Source organism: Nocardioidaceae bacterium SCSIO 66511 (assembly GCA_023100825.1).
Lineage (GTDB): Bacteria > Actinomycetota > Actinomycetes > Propionibacteriales > Nocardioidaceae > Solicola.
The window spans coordinates 1,783,708-1,800,771 of record CP095846.1 but is presented as its reverse complement, the minus strand read 5'-3'; the positions used below and the strand labels follow the sequence as shown (position 1 = coordinate 1,800,771).

The window sequence follows — 17,064 nt, the reverse complement described above, 5'->3', positions numbered from 1 at the left end:
CGCTGCCGCGCCGACTGCAGCTGCGCGCCTCCATCTCGTACGAGCAGGTGGCATCGGGCGGCGCGGCATACGATCTCCCCTCGTTGGGCGAACTCTTACCCAACTAGAGGCGTTGAAACCGTATTCGGTTGCCCGAGGCTACGAACTGATCTGGAAGGGCACACGTACGGTCGATGCTTCCCAGGGCGGGTTGTCACTGCCCACGGCGTGTGGCCCTTGGGAGGTGACGGTTTGGCTTGGGACCAAGGCAAACCGCCCAGGACGCGACCGCTCAGGCCTCGAGTACGACCGGCACGATCATCGGGCGGCGACGATGCGCACCGCTGACCCAGCGGCCGATCGTACGGCGAATGATCTGCTGCAGCTGGTACGTATCGCGTACCCCGTCGCGTACGGCGACCTCCAGCGCCTCCTCCAGGCGCGGGCGGATGTCGTCGAACACCGAGTCGTCCTCGGCGAAGCCACGGGCCTGGATCTGCGGGCCGCTCACGATCTTGCCGGTTGTCGAGTCGATCACCACGATCACCGAGATGAAGCCTTCGTCGCCGAGGATGCGGCGATCCTTCAGCTCGGAGTCGGTGATGTCGCCGACGGTCGACCCGTCGACGTACACGTAGCCGCAGTCGACCTGGCCGGCGACCCGCGCGACGCCGTCGACGAGATCGACGACGATGCCGTCCTCACCGATGATCACCTGCTCGGCCGGCACCCCGGTCGCCACGGCGAGCGCCGCGTTGGAATGCAGATGCCGCACCTCGCCGTGCACCGGCATCGCGTTGCGGGGGCGAACGATGTTGTAGAGGTAGAGCAACTCCCCCGCTGACGCGTGGCCGGACACGTGCACGAGCGCGTTGCCCTTGTGCACCACGGTCGCACCGAGACGCGTCAGCCCGTTGACCACCCGGAAAACGGCGTTCTCGTTGCCCGGAATCATCGACGATGCGAGCACGACGGTGTCACCGGGCTCGATGCGCACCTTGTCGTGGTCGCGGTTGGCGATGCGAGCGAGCGCAGACATCGGCTCGCCCTGCGACCCGGTCGAGACCAGCACGAGCTCCTCGGGGCGGTAGTCCTCGACCGCCCTGCCGTCGACCAGTACGTCGTCGGGCACGTGCAGATAGCCCAGGTCGCGCGCGATCGCCATATTGCGCACCATCGAGCGACCGATGTACGCGACCTTGCGGCCGTGTGCGACGGCGGCGTTGAGCACCTGCTGCACGCGGTGCACGTGGGAGGCGAAGCAGGCGACGATGATCCGCTGCTCCGATGCCGCGAACACCCGGTCGAGCACCGGAGTGATATCGCGTTCGGTGGTGGTGAAGCCCGGTACGTCGGAGTTGGTGGAGTCGGCGAGCAGCAGGTCGACGCCCTGCTCGCCGAGCCGCGCGAACGCCCGCAGGTCGGTGATGCGCCCGTCGAGCGGGAGCTGGTCCATCTTGAAGTCGCCGGTGTGCACGACGTTGCCGGCGGGCGTACGAATGGCGACGGCGAGCGCATCCGGGATCGAATGGTTGACTGCGACGAACTCGCATTCGAACGGAGCGAGGTCCTCGACGTCGCCCGCGGAGACGACGTAGTGCGGGATGTCCTTGAGACGGTGCTCTCGGAGCTTGGAGTCGAGAAGGGCCAGCGTCAGCTTCGAGCCGATCACCGGGATGTTTCCGCGCTCGCGCAGCAGGTACGGCACGCCGCCGATGTGATCCTCGTGGCCGTGGGTCAACACGATCCCGACGATGTCGTCGAGCCGGTGCCGGATCGACTCGAAGTCCGGCAGGATCAGGTCGACGCCCGGCTGATGGTCTTCGGGGAAGAGAACGCCGCAGTCGACGATGAGCAGCTTGCCGTCGTACTCGAAGACGGTCATGTTGCGACCGATCTCGCCGAGTCCGCCGAGTGGTGTGACGCGCAGAGCGCCGGGCTGCAGCTTCGGCGGTGTGCCGCGCTCTGGATGCGTATGGCTCATAGGTCTCCTGAACTGCTCGGGCACGGCGACGGGATGCGGGCGGCGCTCAGAGCAGGCTCGCTTCGGTGAGTACGTCGCGCAGAGTGTCGACCTGTGCCTGGGTGGCGTCGACGAGCGGCGAGCGTACGGTGCGGTTGAGCAGCACACCCGACAGCTCCAGTGCCGCCTTGCACATGATCGCGCCCTGGGTGACGGGATCCATGATCGTCTGTACGACCGGCAACATCTCGATGTTGATCCGGCGCGCGGTCGCGAGATCGCCCTTCTCGACGGCGTCGGCGAGCTCGGCGTACTTGCGGGAGCCGACGTGCCCGACCGTCGAGACCATGCCGGCGGCGCCGACGGCGAGCCAGGCGAGGTTCAGCGCGTCGTCGCCGGAGTACAGCGCGAGACCGCATTCGCTCATCACCCAGGCGCCGCTGGCCAGGTCACCGACGGCGTCCTTGACGCCGACGATGCGGGGGTCCTCGGCGACCTCGGCGTACGTCTCGTGTGCGATGCGTACGCCCGCGCGACCCGGGATGTCGTAGAGCAACACGGGTACGTCGTCGCCGGCCTCGGTGACGGCGGCGAAGTGGCGTACGAGACCGGCCTGCGGCGGCTTGTTGTAGTAGGGCGAGACCAGCAGCAGGCCGTGAGCCCCCGCGGCCTTCGCCTGTCGCGCGAGACGCGACGACGCCTGGGTGTCGTTGTTGCCGACTCCAGCGAGCACGGACGCCCGGTCGCCGACGGCCTCGAGTACCGCGGACAGCAGCCGGCCGTCCTCATCGGGGTTGGTGGTCGGCGACTCGCCGGTCGTACCGCTCACGACGAGGCCGTCGTTGCCGTTGTCGACGAGATGGTTCGCGAGCTTCTTCGCGGTGTCGAGATCGAGTTCACCGTCGGGCCCGAAAGGTGTGACCATTGCGGTCAAGATGCGGCCGAACGGCCGCTGTGGTGAGGCGTACGCGGAGGTCATGGCAATACGCTACCGCCCGCCCGAGAGGGCCGGGTCAACCTGTCCCGATGTCGAGCGATGAAGACCGGCCCGGACATTGACAGTCCCGGTGCTGTCCGCTCGGGGGCCCGGACAGCACCGGGACAACCGCTACATCGTTGCGGCCGAGGGAAGCGTTACAACTTTCTGCAGAAATTCTTTCCCGCTCTCCGGCTGCTTACCATGTAAACGTGGTAAACATCCGCTCTGCACACCGGAATCGCCGTGCAAACCGGCCGTCTGCCATGCAGAGCAGCATCGAGACTGCCGACGAACGATGTCCGTCTGTCGGTACGCCGCGGCACACTGGCGCCATGACGTACGCGCGTCGCAGCCGCCGCACCGAGCACTCCCCGATCGTCCGATGACCGCCTCGCCCCCGGACGTACGCGCCGCGGTCACGGCCGCCTACCGCGACGAGTGGGGCCAGGTGGTCGCGACCCTGATCCGCATCACTGGCGACTGGGACCTCGCCGAGGACTCCACCCAGGACGCGTTCGCCAGCGCGCTGACTGTCTGGGAACGCGACGGCGTGCCCGCCCGACCCGGAGCGTGGCTGACCACCACGGCGCGCAACCGCGCCATGGACCGGCTTCGCCGTGACGCAACCGGCCGGACCAAGCTGCGTGAGGTCTCGGTGCTCGACCGCGACCGCCGCGAGCCGCCGACCGAGCAGATCCCCGACGACCGGTTGCGGCTCATCTTCACGTGTTGTCATCCGGCGCTGTCCTTGGAGGCGAGGGTCGCGCTCACGCTGCGTACGCTCGCCGGTTTGACCACGGCCGAGATCGCCCGCGCACTGCTGGTGGCCGAGTCGACCATGGCCCAACGCCTGGTCCGGGCGAAGCGCAAGATCGCCGGCGCCGGAATCCCCTACCGCGTCCCACCCGCCGAACAGCTGCCCGAGCGGCTCGGCTCCGTGCTGGCGGTTCTCTATCTGGTCTTCAACCAGGGCTACGACGAACCGGACGGCGTACGCGATCTCTCGGCCGAGGCGATCTACCAGTCGCGCGTCGTCGTCCGGTTGATGCCCGACGAGCCGGAGCCGCGTGGTCTGCTCGCGCTGCTGCTACTCACCGAGTCGCGGCGCGGCGCGCGTACCGCAGCCAGAACCCTTGTGCCGTTGGAGGATCAAGACCGGTCACGCTGGGACCACGCCCTCGTCGCCGAAGGAGTCTCCGTACTCGACGAGGCGGTCGAGCTGCGACGGCCGGGCCCGTACCAGCTGCAGGCTGCGATCGCCGCCTGTCATGCGGTCGCGCCCGACGCGGCAGCAACCGACTGGCCTCAGATCGCCGCACTCTACGAACGCCTCGCTGCGCTCGCGCCGTCACCCGTCGTCGAGCTCAACCGAGCCGTCGCAATCGCGATGACCGACGGCCTCGACGCCGGACTCCAGCGCGTCGACGATCTCGCCGCGGCCGGCGACCTGGGCGATTACCACCTGCTCCCCGCCACCCGTGCCGATCTGCTCCGCCGCGCGGACCGCAACGACGAGAGCCGCGCGGCGTACGAGGAGGCGATCCGACTCGCTCCGTCAGAGGCCGAGCGTCGCTATCTCGCCCGCCGCCGCGATGAGTTGTAAGAGATTCTCACCGGGCTGTCGATCTGCTCGGCATCCGTTCGTCGGTGGGTTGAACCGACGAACCGCCGAGACGAAAGGCACCGCCATGCAGAACAACAGTTTCACCACCGAGTTCACCGTCGATCAAACACCCGACACGGTCTTCGCAGCGATCGCGAACGTCCGCCAGTACTGGGGCACCGGTGCGACGGGCGATTTCGAGCGCGAGGGAGACGAGTTCACGTACCGCGACGCCGATCTGATGAGTCATTTCCGGCTCAGCGAGGTCGTACCCGCCCGACGCATGGTCTGGCAGGTCGTCGACTCGCGTACGGGCTTCGTGCAGGATCCGGCCGAATGGGACGACACCAGGGTCGTATTCGAGCTCGCCCCCGACGGCGACGGCACGCGGCTGCACTTCACCCACGAGGGCCTGACACCGGACAAGGAGTGCTTCAACGACTGCTCACGCGGCTGGAGCGGCGTGATCGACGACGCTCTCCAGCACCTGATCACCACCGGACGCTCGGTGTTCGACGACCAGACTGCGCGCTGAACTTCTGGAGCTTCCGATGACCGCGACGCAGCAGCCCGACCCCGAGCTCCATCCCGATTTCAGCACGCCGGGAGCGATGGCGACCCCGTGGAACGACGTCGTCGCCGCTCTCGATGCTGCCGAGATGTTCTGGATCTCCACCGTCCGTCCCGACGGGCGGCCGCATGTGACGCCGCTACCGGCGATGTGGCTTGATGACGCGCTGTACTTCTCTACCGGACTCGAGGAACAGAAGGGTCGCAACCTGCTACGCAACCCGAGCTGCATCCTCACCACCGGCCACAATGAGTACCGGCGCGGGCTCGATCTCGTCGTCGAGGGACGCGCCGAACGCGTCACCGACCGCTCGACGCTGACCCGCCTGGCGGCGATGTGGGCGCAACGACTCGACTGGCCGTACGGCGTCGCCGACGACGGATTCCGCCACCGGCCGGACGGCCGCGCGCCGAACGTCGAAACCGGCGGGTCAGTACCGGTGTTCGGCGTACGCCCGGCGAAGATCCTCGCGTTCGGACGCGGCGAGAAGTTCAGCCAAACCCGTTACCGCCCCTGACAAGGCATCCGCATCACATTCGTGGACACATGCCCCGCGGCGTACGCGAGCCGCATGCCACCATCTGCCACGGAACCTCGACCGTGTACTTGCGACCGTCCGCCGAGTAGTCGACGTAGTAGCGGGGAACTTCCGCGCCCTTTCGGCCGACGTCCAGGACCGTGAGGAGCTGCAGGGTTCCATCGGCAGACGGCTCGTCGTCACAACGCTGTTCGACCTCGGTACCGTCCGGCGCTCCCAGTATCCGCCCCGGTATCTGGTTGCGGCGCGGTCCGATCTGTCCCTCCGGAGCCCCGATCGCGGAACCGAACGACAACCCACCTCGTGGCGTCGTCGCCAAGAAGACCACCGTTCGCGTCGACCGCGCGCGTACCGAGTACTCGTACCTGACCTTTTCGAGAGTGATCGGACCGCCCGAACGCCTGCACAGGTCGGACGAACCGAACGTGGCGGTCCACGGCACCCTCTTGGGCGCAATGATCGAGTTGCCCCCACCACCGGACACCTGGAGCGGACCCTCGCCGTTACCGAAGCGCACCCGATCGCCGACAGACCCTCCGTCACCGTCGCAACCAACCAATGACCCCAGGAGTATGACCGTGACGAGCAGAGTACGGAGCGTCGCCGGGCGCGGTCCCGTCAACGATGCCGCCGTTCCATGATCTTTCCGGCAGTCGCTGGTTTGGCGTTGTTCCCGCATAGGAAGCGTCCGCGCTTCTTCAGTTTGTACTCAATTCGCTGCTTCGATGAGTAGTTCCGATCGATCGTAAGGTCGATCCCAATCAGTGACGCGAACTTGACCGCCGCACCATATGAGTACGAATTTCCATTCGCCTTGGTCCGGCGCCACACGCCACGGCTCTGCCGCGCACACCGATGCCAGCTGGGGCGCGTCACGTGCTTACGGTTGGTACCCGTACCTCCAGTCTCGCCGACTGGGTGCCAGCTCCATTGCATCGTGCCGATCGGCTGCCCGTAGCACTCGAGTTTCATGAGCCGGTACCTGATGCCCTTGCGATACGAACGCTTTCTCTTGCTCCACGCCCAGGTAAAACCCCAACCACTCTCGACGAACCGGCCCCCGGTTGCGTGGAATCCCGCATGCGCGCTCTCGGCACTGGTGGCAATGCCGTAGTGAGCTCCCTGCGAGCTACTCACGACCATCCGGGCCCTGTCCTTACCTACCGGATACGATGTGCCGATCGTTGTGGGCCTGGTCCGATACTTCTTCGTGTAGACCCAGTGGGGGTACCTGCACGGTCCGCTGGCCTTTCGATGCGCGGCACCTCGGTCGGGCACCTGCACCGGAGCCGAGAACCGGGCAAGCGAAACGCCCTCTCCTTGCGCATCATGACTTCTGAGCGCGCTGCGCGATTGGAGACGCGGAACCTTGACCGTCGAGCCATGGCGAGTGGTCAATCGCACACGTTCGCCACTCGCGCTGGCCGACGTCGCCACGGGATCAGCCCACTCGAATGCCGACCCGACCCGCACCAGGCGGGCGGTGAGCCAGCTACTCCATCGATGATCGTCATTGCGCGCGACAACCTCGAAGTCGACGAGTCCTCCCGCACGAACCACACGCCTCGGTAGGTCGGCGGGATCGGCGTACGCCGTGACCTGATCTCCGGTCCGTTGCGTCCTCGCTGGAACGGGCCAGGCGCGTACGTCCCGCCCTGAGCCATCTGGTCTGGCCGGTTGGGCGTAGACCTGGAGCTCGGAGGCGTCGCCTGGGACGCTGCCCCGGAACAGGACAGGTATCGCGGCACCGCCAGATGCGTCCGTGAGAGACCTGTGCGACCGGTCGGGGCCGTCCGATTGCACGGGTCCTATTTGACGCTGCATTGCCGAGTCGTCCGCATCGGCCGAGGCGGGACCGCTAATGGTGGCGACTACGAGCACGAGCCCAAGCGCGCTCAGGCCAAATCGGTGTGTGTGTGTGTGTGAGTGCATGGCCCCTCGGGATTGATTTCAACGACTTTCGGCATCGAACGACGCGTGTGACCTTAACCAACCCGAGCCAGGCTCGCTCATGAGGGCCACTTAGTTCTGGTCGAGGCGTAGCCCTCGACCGGAACTAAGTGGAGAGCGCGCGCTGCGCGGCGGCCAACGAGCACCCGCGCACGTTCGCCGGTCAACGGGCGTAGAAGATGGCCGCGTGCATGACCATCCTTTCGACGTCGACACGTCCGCCGAGTCGGTCGAGCCCGGCCTGTTCCAGGTCGAGCTCACCGACAGGTGGACGACCGCCAACAAGACGCCCAACGGCGGCTACCTCACCGCGCTACTGCTTCGTACGCTCGGCTCGACGATGCCGCTGGCCGATCCGCTGACGTGCTCGGTCTCGTTCCTCAAACCCGGCGTACCCGGCGAGGCCCAGGTCCGTACCTCGACGTTGCGCGCCGGACGGTCGGTCGCCACCGGGCAGGCGACGCTTTCGCAGAACGACGCGCCCGTCGCCCACCTCGTCGCCAGCTTCGTCGACCGCGCCAAGACATCGGGACGTACCGAGACGTTTGCGCAGCCACCCGCGCTGCCGCCCGTCGAGGACTGCTTCGACCCGAATCCGGCAGGCGTACTCGAGGGCGTCAGCATCCTCGAGCGTTCGGAGTACCGGCTTGCGTCTCCGCCCGGCTGGGCGATCGGCAAGCCGTCCGGCGCGCCGACGGGCGAGTTCTGGATGCGCCTCGAAGGTGGCCGGCCGATCGACGCATACGCTCTCGCGTTCATGGTCGACGGGTACGCGCCCGCGGTGTTCGAGATCGGCGAGGTCAACCCGGCGACCGTGCAGCTCACGGTCTACATCCACGCAACTCCGGCGCCCGGCTGGCTTGCCTGCCGCCACTCGACCCGGTTCGTACGCGACGGCTACCACGACGAGAACTTCGAGCTGTGGGACTCGGCGGGCACGCTGGTCGCCGAGTCACATCAGCTCGCCGTACTCCTCTGACCTCGACGCACGTACGGCGTCCGGGCCGTGAGCACCCGAGTCGGCCCACGGACCGTCCACCGAACGGAACGGACGTGGGTCTCGCTAGATCGTGAGCGCGGCGACCACGGCAAGCACCATCGCGAGTGCCCCGCCGCCGATGAGCAGGTACGAGAGCCGGTCGGTCACGTCGTACTGGACAGTGCTGCGAGTCATCGTGCGCATCGTGCGCCTCCTCATCCGAGCGGGTTCGTTCGATGATGGGACGCACCGCCGGTGAAGCTATGACGCGACTTCTGCAGAAATCTCCAGTTGTGTCACGGCTCACCCGCGGCGACGGCGCCAGTACGCCCAGGTGACGGCGAGCAGCAGCGGACCCCACATGGTCAACGGCGCGTAGCACGCGGTCATCAGGACGGTCCAGCCGTCGACACCGTCGAAGTTGCCCGCCCAGCCCAAGGGTCCGGTGATCGTGAACAGCAACGTCGTGGCCACGCCGCCGAGGGCAGCGGGTACGGCCACCGCGAGGATCGGGATTCGCCGCCCGCGCAGGACGGGCACCCAGCGTGGGACGAACTCGCCCCACGGGCGTACCAACCCGATCGTCAGGAACGCGAGGGTCTCCGACAGCACGCCGAGGCCGAGCAGGTACGCGGCGCGTTCCCAGAACGGATGGCTCATCAGGTCGTCCATCATCGCGTCGTCCAGGCCCATCGAACCGCCGAACATCAGCGGAATCCGCCAGAGCGACGACAGCACCGGCGCCAATGCCGCCAGATGCGCGGCGACGACGGCCCAATGCGGTACCCGGGCGGTCGGTGCGCGGTCGGCGGTGGTGGTCATGCTCATGTGGTCTCCCTGATCGAGGTGTTCCACAACGATCGCGTCGGCGACGATTCGAAACCTCCCGCCGCAGGGGGACGCGGACGACACCTGCGCACGAAATGGGACGACTGCTCGTCTCGCACCTGGCAAGGTTGGCGCGTGACCGAGACAACCGAGACAACCGACTTCATCGCCACGTACAAGGCCTTCCTGGAGAAGGTCGTACACGACTTCGACGCGAACGACCGCGGCGTACCACCGCTGACCACCGTCCTGACCGAGCACCTCGGCCAGGACGTACGCGAACTTCCGCACGTCAAGGAGTCGGTGTCGCGGCCGCGCCTCGTCGACGCCGAAGCCGCTATCGAGGCGATCGCGGGCTCCACACATCGCGTCCTCGGATTCACCGGCGGGCATGAGCTCGCCGAGCTGTCGTTCTCGGCGATCCTGCGCGGGGCCGGCCACAACGTCGACATCGGTCCGGTCGACTACATCAGCCTGCCGACGGGCCCCGACTCGACCCGCCAGGTCGTCACTCGCGGCATCCATCTCTTCGCGTACGACGACGCACCGGTCGCCATCCTGCAGCGCGATGCGAACCCCGAGTGGGGATCCGACGTCGCGAGCATCGAGGTGCTCGCCGCCGACCGAGACATCGTGACCAGGCTGCTCAACGAGATCCGGCGGCTGATGGTCGAGCACAGCGTGCTGCGCGGACAGCTGATGACCTTCAGCGGCGACGAGTACGAGGCGACGCTCGGCGGCATCACGTTCCATCATCGTCCCGACGTCGCCGCCGGCGACGTGATCCTGCCCGACGGGACGCTCGATCGGCTCACCCGCCATGTCGTACGCCTCGGCGAGCTGCGCGAACGCCTTCGCTCGGCGGGTCAGCACCTCAAACGCGGCATCCTGCTGTACGGACCGCCGGGCACGGGTAAGACCCACACAGTTCGCCACCTGCTGACACGTACGGGCGGCACTACGGCGATCATGCTCTCCGGTGGCTCGCTTGCGCTCATCGGCGAGGCGACCAAGATCGCCCGGGCCATGCAGCCGGCGATCATCGTGCTCGAGGACTGCGATCTGATCGCACAGGACCGCGACTTCGACGACGGCCCCGAGACGACACTGTTCGAGGTACTCGAGGCGCTGGACGGCCTCGACGGCGATGCGGACGTGACGTTTCTGCTCACGACCAACCGGGTCGACCTACTGGAGCGCGCTCTTTCGCAGCGCCCGGGCCGAGTCGACCTCGCGGTGGAGATTCCGCTGCCCGACGAGGGGGCGCGGCGGGCGCTGTTCGGCCTGTACGCAAGAGATCTGCCGTTCTCCGAGGACGCACTCGGTGTGGCCGCCCGGCGGGCCGAGGGCGTGACCGCGTCGTTCGCCAAGGAGCTGATCCGTCGCGCGGTACTCACCGCGGCGATCGCGGACACCGCACCGGCAGACACCCACCTCGCGGAGGCGCTCGACGAGCTGCTCTCGGATCGCGAGGCGCTGACCCGCAGCCTGCTCGCTTCCGGACCCGCGCAGTTCCACGACCCCGACGAGGATCCGGACGGGGCCGACTGGGACGACGGAGATGACGACGACGCGTACGCCAGCTCCCTGTCGATCGAGTTCGACGACTAGCCGGGCATTAGTGTGATCGTCGCGAGGGTCGTCGGAGGTGCAGTGTCAGAGATCGAGATCCGATTGAGCGGCACCATCGCCGCCCTACGCGACGGAACCCCGGCGCCGATCCCCGGTACGCGAGTCCGAGCCTTGCTCGCAATGCTCGCCCTCTCCACCGGGCGAACCGTGTCGGTCAGCACACTCTCGCTCGGATTGTGGGGCGATGACCCACCGGCGCGCATACGCGGCAGCTTGCAGACCTACGTGGCACGTCTTCGCCGGGTCCTCGGCGCGAACGCCGTCGCGACCGACTCGATCGGCTATCGGCTGGACCTACCGGTCGATGCAGTCGACCTGCTGCGGTTCGAACGGCTCGCCTCGGTCTCCGACGACGCCGCCGATGCGGCCGACAGACTCGACGCCGCGCTCGCGCTCTGGGTCGGCGACCCGTTCGGTGTCGCTCCGTCGACGTGGATCGAGCAGAACATCGTGCCGGAGCTCACCGAGCGCTACCTCCATACCGTCGAACGTCGCGTCGACCTCGACACGGCCGCGGGCGATGCGACGACGCGCATTCCGATGCTGCACCAGCTCATCGAACGCCATCCGCTACGCGAGACGTTGTGGGCGCGGCTGCTCACCGCTCTGCATGGCGCCGGACGTACCGCCGAGGCCCTTGATCAGTACGAAGTGCTGCGTACCCGGCTCGCCGGCGAGCTCGGGGTCGACCCGTCGCCTGACCTGCAACGCAACTACTACCGGCTGCTGAACAACGCCGCACCGCTGCCTGCTCCCGACGTTGATCCGCCGACGGCCGGTGTTGCGCAGCAGCTGCCTCCGGCAGTCGCGGGATTCACCGGGCGCGTCTCGCAGCTGGCCGCACTCGACTCGGCGGTAGTCACAGACGATGCGCCGCTGATCGCGGCACACGGCCCGGGCGGGGTCGGAAAGACCGCGTTGATCGTGCACTGGGCGACACGGCACGGCGACAGGTTTCCCGATGGCCGGTTGTTCGTCGACCTGCGCGGTTACGGGCCCGGTGAGCCGGTCGAACCAGTCGACGCTCTCGACACCCTGTTGCGCGGCCTCGGTGTGCCCGGCGCGACGATCCCGGCCGACCTCGACGGCCGCAGCGCGATGCTTCGTACCGAGCTGAACCGACGACGCGCCCTGGTCGTGCTCGACAACGCCCGCGAGACCGCTCAGGTGCGTCCGCTCCTTGCCGGTGGTACGACCACAACCGTCGTGACCAGCCGCAGTCAGCTGCGCGGGCTCGTCTCGCGTGACGGCGCCCGACGAGTCCCGGTCGCGCCGCTGCCGGCCGACGAAGCGGTCACCATGCTCGCCGGCCGTTTCGACCGCGACGTCACCGCCCACGACAGCGAGCTCAGAGAGCTGGCCGAGCTCTGCGGATATCTACCCGTCGCGCTCACGGTCGCCGCCGAGCGTGCCGGACGGGATGAGCGAACCAGCCTCGCCGACGTCAACGGCCGGCTCCGCGACGAGTACGACCGACTGGCCACCCTCACCGACTGGGCAGACGATCCACTCACCGACGTACGCGCGGTGTTCTCCTGGTCGTACCGCTCGCTCGCCGACGACTCCGCCCGGATGTTCCGTCTCCTCGGGCTTCACCCCCATCCGCAGACCGCGGCCGACGCTGCGGCCGCATTAGCCGGCGTAGATCAACGCACCGCCGAACGCGCCCTCGACCGGCTCACCGACCGGCATCTGCTGACCGAGGTCTCCGAGGGTTGGTACGAGCTGCACGACCTTCCGCACGCCTACGCCCGCGAACTCGCTGCCGAACACGTCGAAGAGAGCGGCGAAGCGCTCGATCGGTTGCGCAGCTGGTACCTCCACTCCGCCCGCTCGGCACAGTCGACGATGAATACGCCGATGGTCGACTACGTCGTTCCGGACGTCGTCGCGGGCGTACACCCGGCGCGGTTCGAGTCGGCCTCGGAGGCGTTCGACTGGCTTGCCGCCCACCAGCGCGCGATCCTGTCCGTGCTGTGGGCCGCCGCAGCAGACGGCGACCATGCGTTCGTCTGTGCCACGGCTCCGCAGTGCTACGGGTTGCTGAAGCAGACCGCCGCGTTCAGCACGTCGATCGAGCTGTTCGACCTCGCACTGGCGTCGGCTCGAACGGTCGGTGACTCGATGCTCGAAGCATTGTGCATGCGCTACCTCGGACAGAGCCACCAAGACCTCGGTGACCAGGCGACGGCGGTCACCCATCTCGAGGCGGCCGAGACCAGGTTCGCGACGCTGCAGAATGCGCCGGGACAGCTCGTCTCTGCGACCGCGCTCGGCCTCGCCCTGTCCTATCTCGACCGGCCGCTGGACGCCCTTGACGCGTACGACCGGGCGTCGAGCCACGCACGCCAGCTCGGGAGCGTCGCCGGCACGCTGGGGATCGTGAACAACCAGGCGACCATCTACCTCACACTCGATCGCCCGCAGGAGGCCCTCGATGAGATCGACCTCGCGCTCCAAGACGCACGCGGTGTCGACGGTCTCGCCAAGACGGTTCTCGGCGAAGCCCTGATCACTCGCGGCGAGGCGCTGATCGCAACCGACCAGAACGACGCCGCCGTCGATGCGCTCGAGGAGGCACTCACGGCACTGGGGACCGTCAGCCACCGTACGAGCGAAATCGTCGCTCTTCGACACCTCGGCGTCGCCCAGTACGCACTCGGTGACTCCGACGCGGCCAGGCGTAGCTGGGAGCGTGCGACCACGACCCTCGACGAAGTCGGCCGAGACAATGTCCCGAACGCGAGCCGCGCCGACCTGCGACGTCTACTCGACTCGCTGTCCGACGTGACTACGCGAGCCCGCGCCGAGTAAGCAGAGCCGCTGTCTGCCCAGGTGGGTCAGTGTCGGCGCTCGTAGGTGACGACGTCGAAGCCCTCGCGCGGGTCGCGGTCGGACTCGACCCAGCCCTGCGGGTCGATCTCCGGGAAGTACGTATCGCCGTCGGGAGCCTGCGGCACCTCGCTGATCAGGAGTCGATGGGCGTACGGCATCGCCAGCCGGTAGATCTCCGCTCCCCCGAGTACGTAGATCTCGGCGTGTGACTCGGCGGCCACCCGCAGAGCCGACTCGATGTCACCACATGTCGTAACACCGGCCGCGGCCCAAGCCGGATCTCGGGTCACGACGATCGTCATACGCCCCGACAACGGCTTGCCGATCGAGTCGTACGTCTTGCGGCCCATGACCACGACATGGCCGAGCGTCGTGGCTTTGACATGCGGCAGGTCGCCGGGCAGATGCCACGGCAGGCCGCCGTCGCGACCTATCACGCCGTTCTCGCCGACCGCGGCGAGCAGGATGACGACCGGCGCCTCCGGACCGCGCTCGTCGGTCGCTCTCTCCTCGCCGCTCCGTGCAGCTTGGTCGCGCTCGTCGAGCCGCTCGTCCCTTGCTCTCTCCTCGCCGCTCTGTGCAGTTTGGTCGCGCTCGTCGAGCCGCTCGTCCCTCGCTCTCTCCTCGCCGCTCATACGGCAATCGGCGCTTTGATCCCCGGATGCGGGTCGTACCCTTCGACCGCGATCGAGTCGACCCCGAACCCGTCGATCGTGTCGACACCCGGGTCGAGGCGCAGCGTCGGCAGCGCGCGCGGCTCACGGGAGAGCTGGGTGCGCGCCTGGTCGAGATGGTTGACGTACAGATGCGCATCGCCGAGCGTGTGCACGAAGTCGCCGACCTCGAGACCGGTCACCTGCGCAACCAGATGCGTCAGCAACGCGTACGAAGCGATGTTGAACGGCACACCGAGGAACACGTCGGCGGACCGTTGGTAGAGCTGCAGCGAAAGTCGGCCGTCGGCGACGTAGAACTGGAACAACGTGTGACACGGCGCCAGCGCCATCGCGTCGAGGTCGGCGACGTTCCATGCGCTGACGAGGTGACGCCTCGAGTCGGGGTCGGTACGGATCTGCTCGATCACCTGAGCGAGCTGATCGAGATGGTCGCCGCCGGGCGTCGGCCAGGATCGCCACTGGTAGCCGTAGATCGGGCCGAGGTCGCCGGCCTCGTCGGCCCATTCGTCCCAGATCGTCACGCCGTGCTCATGGAGCCAGTTGACGTTCGTGTCGCCACGCAGGAACCACAACAGCTCGGCGACGACGGAGCGTACGTGCACCTTCTTCGTCGTCACCAACGGAAAGCCAGCGCTCAGGTCGAACCGCAACTGGTGGCCGAACACGCTACGCGTGCCGGTGCCGGTCCGGTCGCCTTTCGCGACGCCGTCGTTGAGGATCCGCTGCATCAAGTCGAGATACTGCCGCACAGACCGACACTAACAGCGCACTCGGACGTGGAACGGCCGTGACGCGCAGACCACTCCACCACGCGCCACGGCCGTGCTCGTGGCCCCCTACGGCGCGACCCCGAACGGACCCGCGTCGGCGTCACACGTGACGTTATCGTCCGGCAGGGTCTGTTCCAGCAAGTACGCGGACGAGACCTTGGTCGCGCATTCGCTGGAACCGAGCACACCGTGTCCACCGCCGTTGACGGTGACGAGACGCGATCCGGGGCTGACCTCGTGGAGTCCCTGCGCCGACTTCAGCGAGGTCGCGGGATCGTGGGTGTTGTTCATGACCAGGATCGGCGTCGACGGCTCGTTGTCGAAGCTGCCGTGGTAGGCGTCCTCGTCCGACCCCGGCCACTGCGCACACGGAGACGAGATCCAGGCCCACAAGATCCCCATGGGCGCGACCTTGTCCTTGCTCGCTGCCGCCTGTGTCCACGCGTCCGGGTCAACCGGGTTCGCGCCGTCGGTGCAGGCGACGCCCTCGAACGCCGTCGCCGGGCCCCGCTTGAAGAGATCGAGAACGTCGTCGACAACCGACGTACCCAGAACCGGGTGGTCGAACTCCTCGACCGCCCGCTTGAGCATCCCGAGGAGGTCCTGCCGGGCGTCGACCCGCATGGCGCGTACGCCTTCGGCTCGCGTCGCAGCGGGCTGCTGGAACGGGAACCTCAGTACGTCGATCACCTTCACCAGGCCGGTGAGCAGCGGATAGAACTGTTTGTTGTACAGCGCCTGATGAGTAATCATCTTCAGGTGCTGATCGGTCACGGTGATGCCCGGCAGTACGATCGGCCGATCGTGAAGGCTCTTCACCACGCGGTCGAAACGGCCCTTCGCATTACCGGCCAGCGGACAGGCGAAGAAGCCGGCCTCATCGCATTTGGCGAGCAGGTACTCATAGGTGTCCTGCAGGCCCTCCGCGCTGCCGAACCGGGTAGTGATCGGCTCGGTCTCGCCGCTGCCGTCGCGGCCGGTCTGCCACTCCACCGGATCGATCGCGCTGTCGGTCACGACGGCGCGTACGCGATCGGGGAACATGTTCGCGTACACGGCTCCTAGGTACGTGCCGTACGAGACGCCGTAGTACGTCAGCTGCTCGTCACCCACCGCCTGCCGGATCAGATCCATATCGCGAGCGGTGTCAGCGGTCGACATGTGATCGATGATCGGTCCGGCAGTCGCCGCACAGCTCTTCGCTAGGTACGCGTCGTACTCCTGGTTCGCCTTGATCTGCTCCGGCCCCTCGGGGTAGCGGATGTCCGGCGCGGGGACCTCCTCGACGTCGGCCGGTTTGGTGCACTCCAGCTTCTCGCTGCCGCCGACGCCACGGGGGTCGACCCCGATGACGTCGAAGCGCGACGTGACGTCGGCACCGATCCCGTCGATGAATCCACCTGCGCTCTGCACCGACGATCCGCCGGGTCCGCCCGGGTTGATGAACAACGACCCGATCCGCTCGGCGGAGTCACTCGCCGGATACTTGATCAGGCTCAGCGTGATCGTGTCGCCATCGGGGTCGTCGTAGTCGAGCGGCACCTCGGCGGTCGTGCATTGCGCCGGCTCTTCGGCGTCCTCGCACGCGCCCCAGTTCAGGTCGGGCACGGGCGCCTCGACTTGGGACGCTTCGTCCGGGTTGCTCGCCGCATTGGTCTCGTACGCAGCGGCCGGCACCGCAGTCAGCGTCGCCGCCGAGACGACGGCTGCCGCAGACAGGGACAGTGCACGAATACTTGGCCTCATAGCGAATTGCTATC

Annotated in this window: 13 protein-coding genes; 6 read left to right on the top strand and 7 right to left on the bottom strand. The window is 67.5% G+C overall.

The features are described from left to right. Nucleotides 1-271: 271 nt before the first annotated feature. The gene (locus tag MU582_08445) at nt 272-1,963 is read right to left on the bottom strand and encodes a ribonuclease J (protein UPK76651.1); all 1,692 of its coding nucleotides are present in this window, start codon (nt 1,961-1,963) and stop codon (nt 272-274) included. Nucleotides 1,964-2,009: 46 nt separating this feature from the next. Continuing rightward, a complete protein-coding gene (gene dapA, locus MU582_08440; GenBank protein UPK76650.1) occupies nt 2,010-2,921 on the bottom strand; it encodes a 4-hydroxy-tetrahydrodipicolinate synthase in 912 nt (303 codons plus the stop codon). A gap of 382 nt (nt 2,922-3,303) precedes the next feature. Here dapA and MU582_08435 point away from each other — a divergent pair, with 382 nt between their 5' ends. The 3 genes from MU582_08435 (at nt 3,304) to MU582_08425 (ending at nt 5,612) form a co-directional block, all read left to right on the top strand. Continuing rightward, nucleotides 3,304-4,524 carry a sigma-70 family RNA polymerase sigma factor gene (locus MU582_08435; protein UPK76649.1) on the top strand — a complete coding sequence of 407 codons (1,221 nt, stop codon included), beginning with the start codon at nt 3,304-3,306 and terminating at the stop codon, nt 4,522-4,524. Nucleotides 4,525-4,609: 85 nt separating this feature from the next. Next, nucleotides 4,610-5,059 carry an SRPBCC domain-containing protein gene (locus MU582_08430; protein ID UPK76648.1) on the top strand — a complete coding sequence of 150 codons (450 nt, stop codon included), beginning with the start codon at nt 4,610-4,612 and terminating at the stop codon, nt 5,057-5,059. 16 nt (nt 5,060-5,075) lie between these two features. After that, entirely contained in the window at nt 5,076-5,612 is a 537-nt protein-coding gene (locus MU582_08425) for a pyridoxamine 5'-phosphate oxidase family protein (protein UPK76647.1), read from the top strand. 13 nt (nt 5,613-5,625) lie between these two features. Here MU582_08425 and MU582_08420 read toward each other — a convergent pair whose 3' ends face one another. Continuing rightward, nucleotides 5,626-5,952, bottom strand: coding sequence for a hypothetical protein (locus MU582_08420; protein UPK76646.1), 327 nt, complete (start codon nt 5,950-5,952; stop codon nt 5,626-5,628). Between the two features lie 1,818 nt (nt 5,953-7,770). On the opposite strand from MU582_08420, the gene MU582_08415 reads away from it, so the two are divergent. Then, a complete protein-coding gene (locus MU582_08415; protein ID UPK76645.1) occupies nt 7,771-8,562 on the top strand; it encodes a thioesterase family protein in 792 nt (263 codons plus the stop codon). 303 nt (nt 8,563-8,865) lie between these two features. Here the strand turns inward: MU582_08415 and MU582_08410 are convergent, their stop codons facing one another. Next, nucleotides 8,866-9,390 carry a hypothetical protein gene (locus tag MU582_08410; GenBank protein UPK76644.1) on the bottom strand — a complete coding sequence of 175 codons (525 nt, stop codon included), beginning with the start codon at nt 9,388-9,390 and terminating at the stop codon, nt 8,866-8,868. 135 nt (nt 9,391-9,525) lie between these two features. On the opposite strand from MU582_08410, the gene MU582_08405 reads away from it, so the two are divergent. Continuing rightward, nucleotides 9,526-11,001, top strand: a complete 1,476-nt coding sequence (locus MU582_08405) for an ATP-binding protein (GenBank protein UPK76643.1) — start codon at nt 9,526-9,528, stop codon at nt 10,999-11,001. Nucleotides 11,002-11,043: 42 nt separating this feature from the next. Beyond that, nucleotides 11,044-13,836, top strand: a complete 2,793-nt coding sequence (locus MU582_08400) for a winged helix-turn-helix domain-containing protein (protein ID UPK76642.1) — start codon at nt 11,044-11,046, stop codon at nt 13,834-13,836. A gap of 26 nt (nt 13,837-13,862) precedes the next feature. On the opposite strand, the gene MU582_08395 is transcribed toward MU582_08400, so the two are convergent. From MU582_08395 to MU582_08385, 3 genes are all read right to left on the bottom strand, one after another. Then, nucleotides 13,863-14,492 carry a dihydrofolate reductase gene (locus MU582_08395; GenBank protein ID UPK76641.1) on the bottom strand — a complete coding sequence of 210 codons (630 nt, stop codon included), beginning with the start codon at nt 14,490-14,492 and terminating at the stop codon, nt 13,863-13,865. Beyond that, entirely contained in the window at nt 14,489-15,262 is a 774-nt protein-coding gene (locus MU582_08390; protein ID UPK77136.1) for a thymidylate synthase, read from the bottom strand. Before MU582_08390 ends, MU582_08395 begins: the two co-directional genes overlap by 4 nt. A gap of 108 nt (nt 15,263-15,370) precedes the next feature. Then, nucleotides 15,371-17,050 (bottom strand): alpha/beta hydrolase, encoded by a 1,680-nt coding sequence (locus MU582_08385; protein ID UPK76640.1) that lies wholly within the window; start codon nt 17,048-17,050, stop codon nt 15,371-15,373. Between the last annotated feature and the right edge of the window lie 14 nt (nt 17,051-17,064).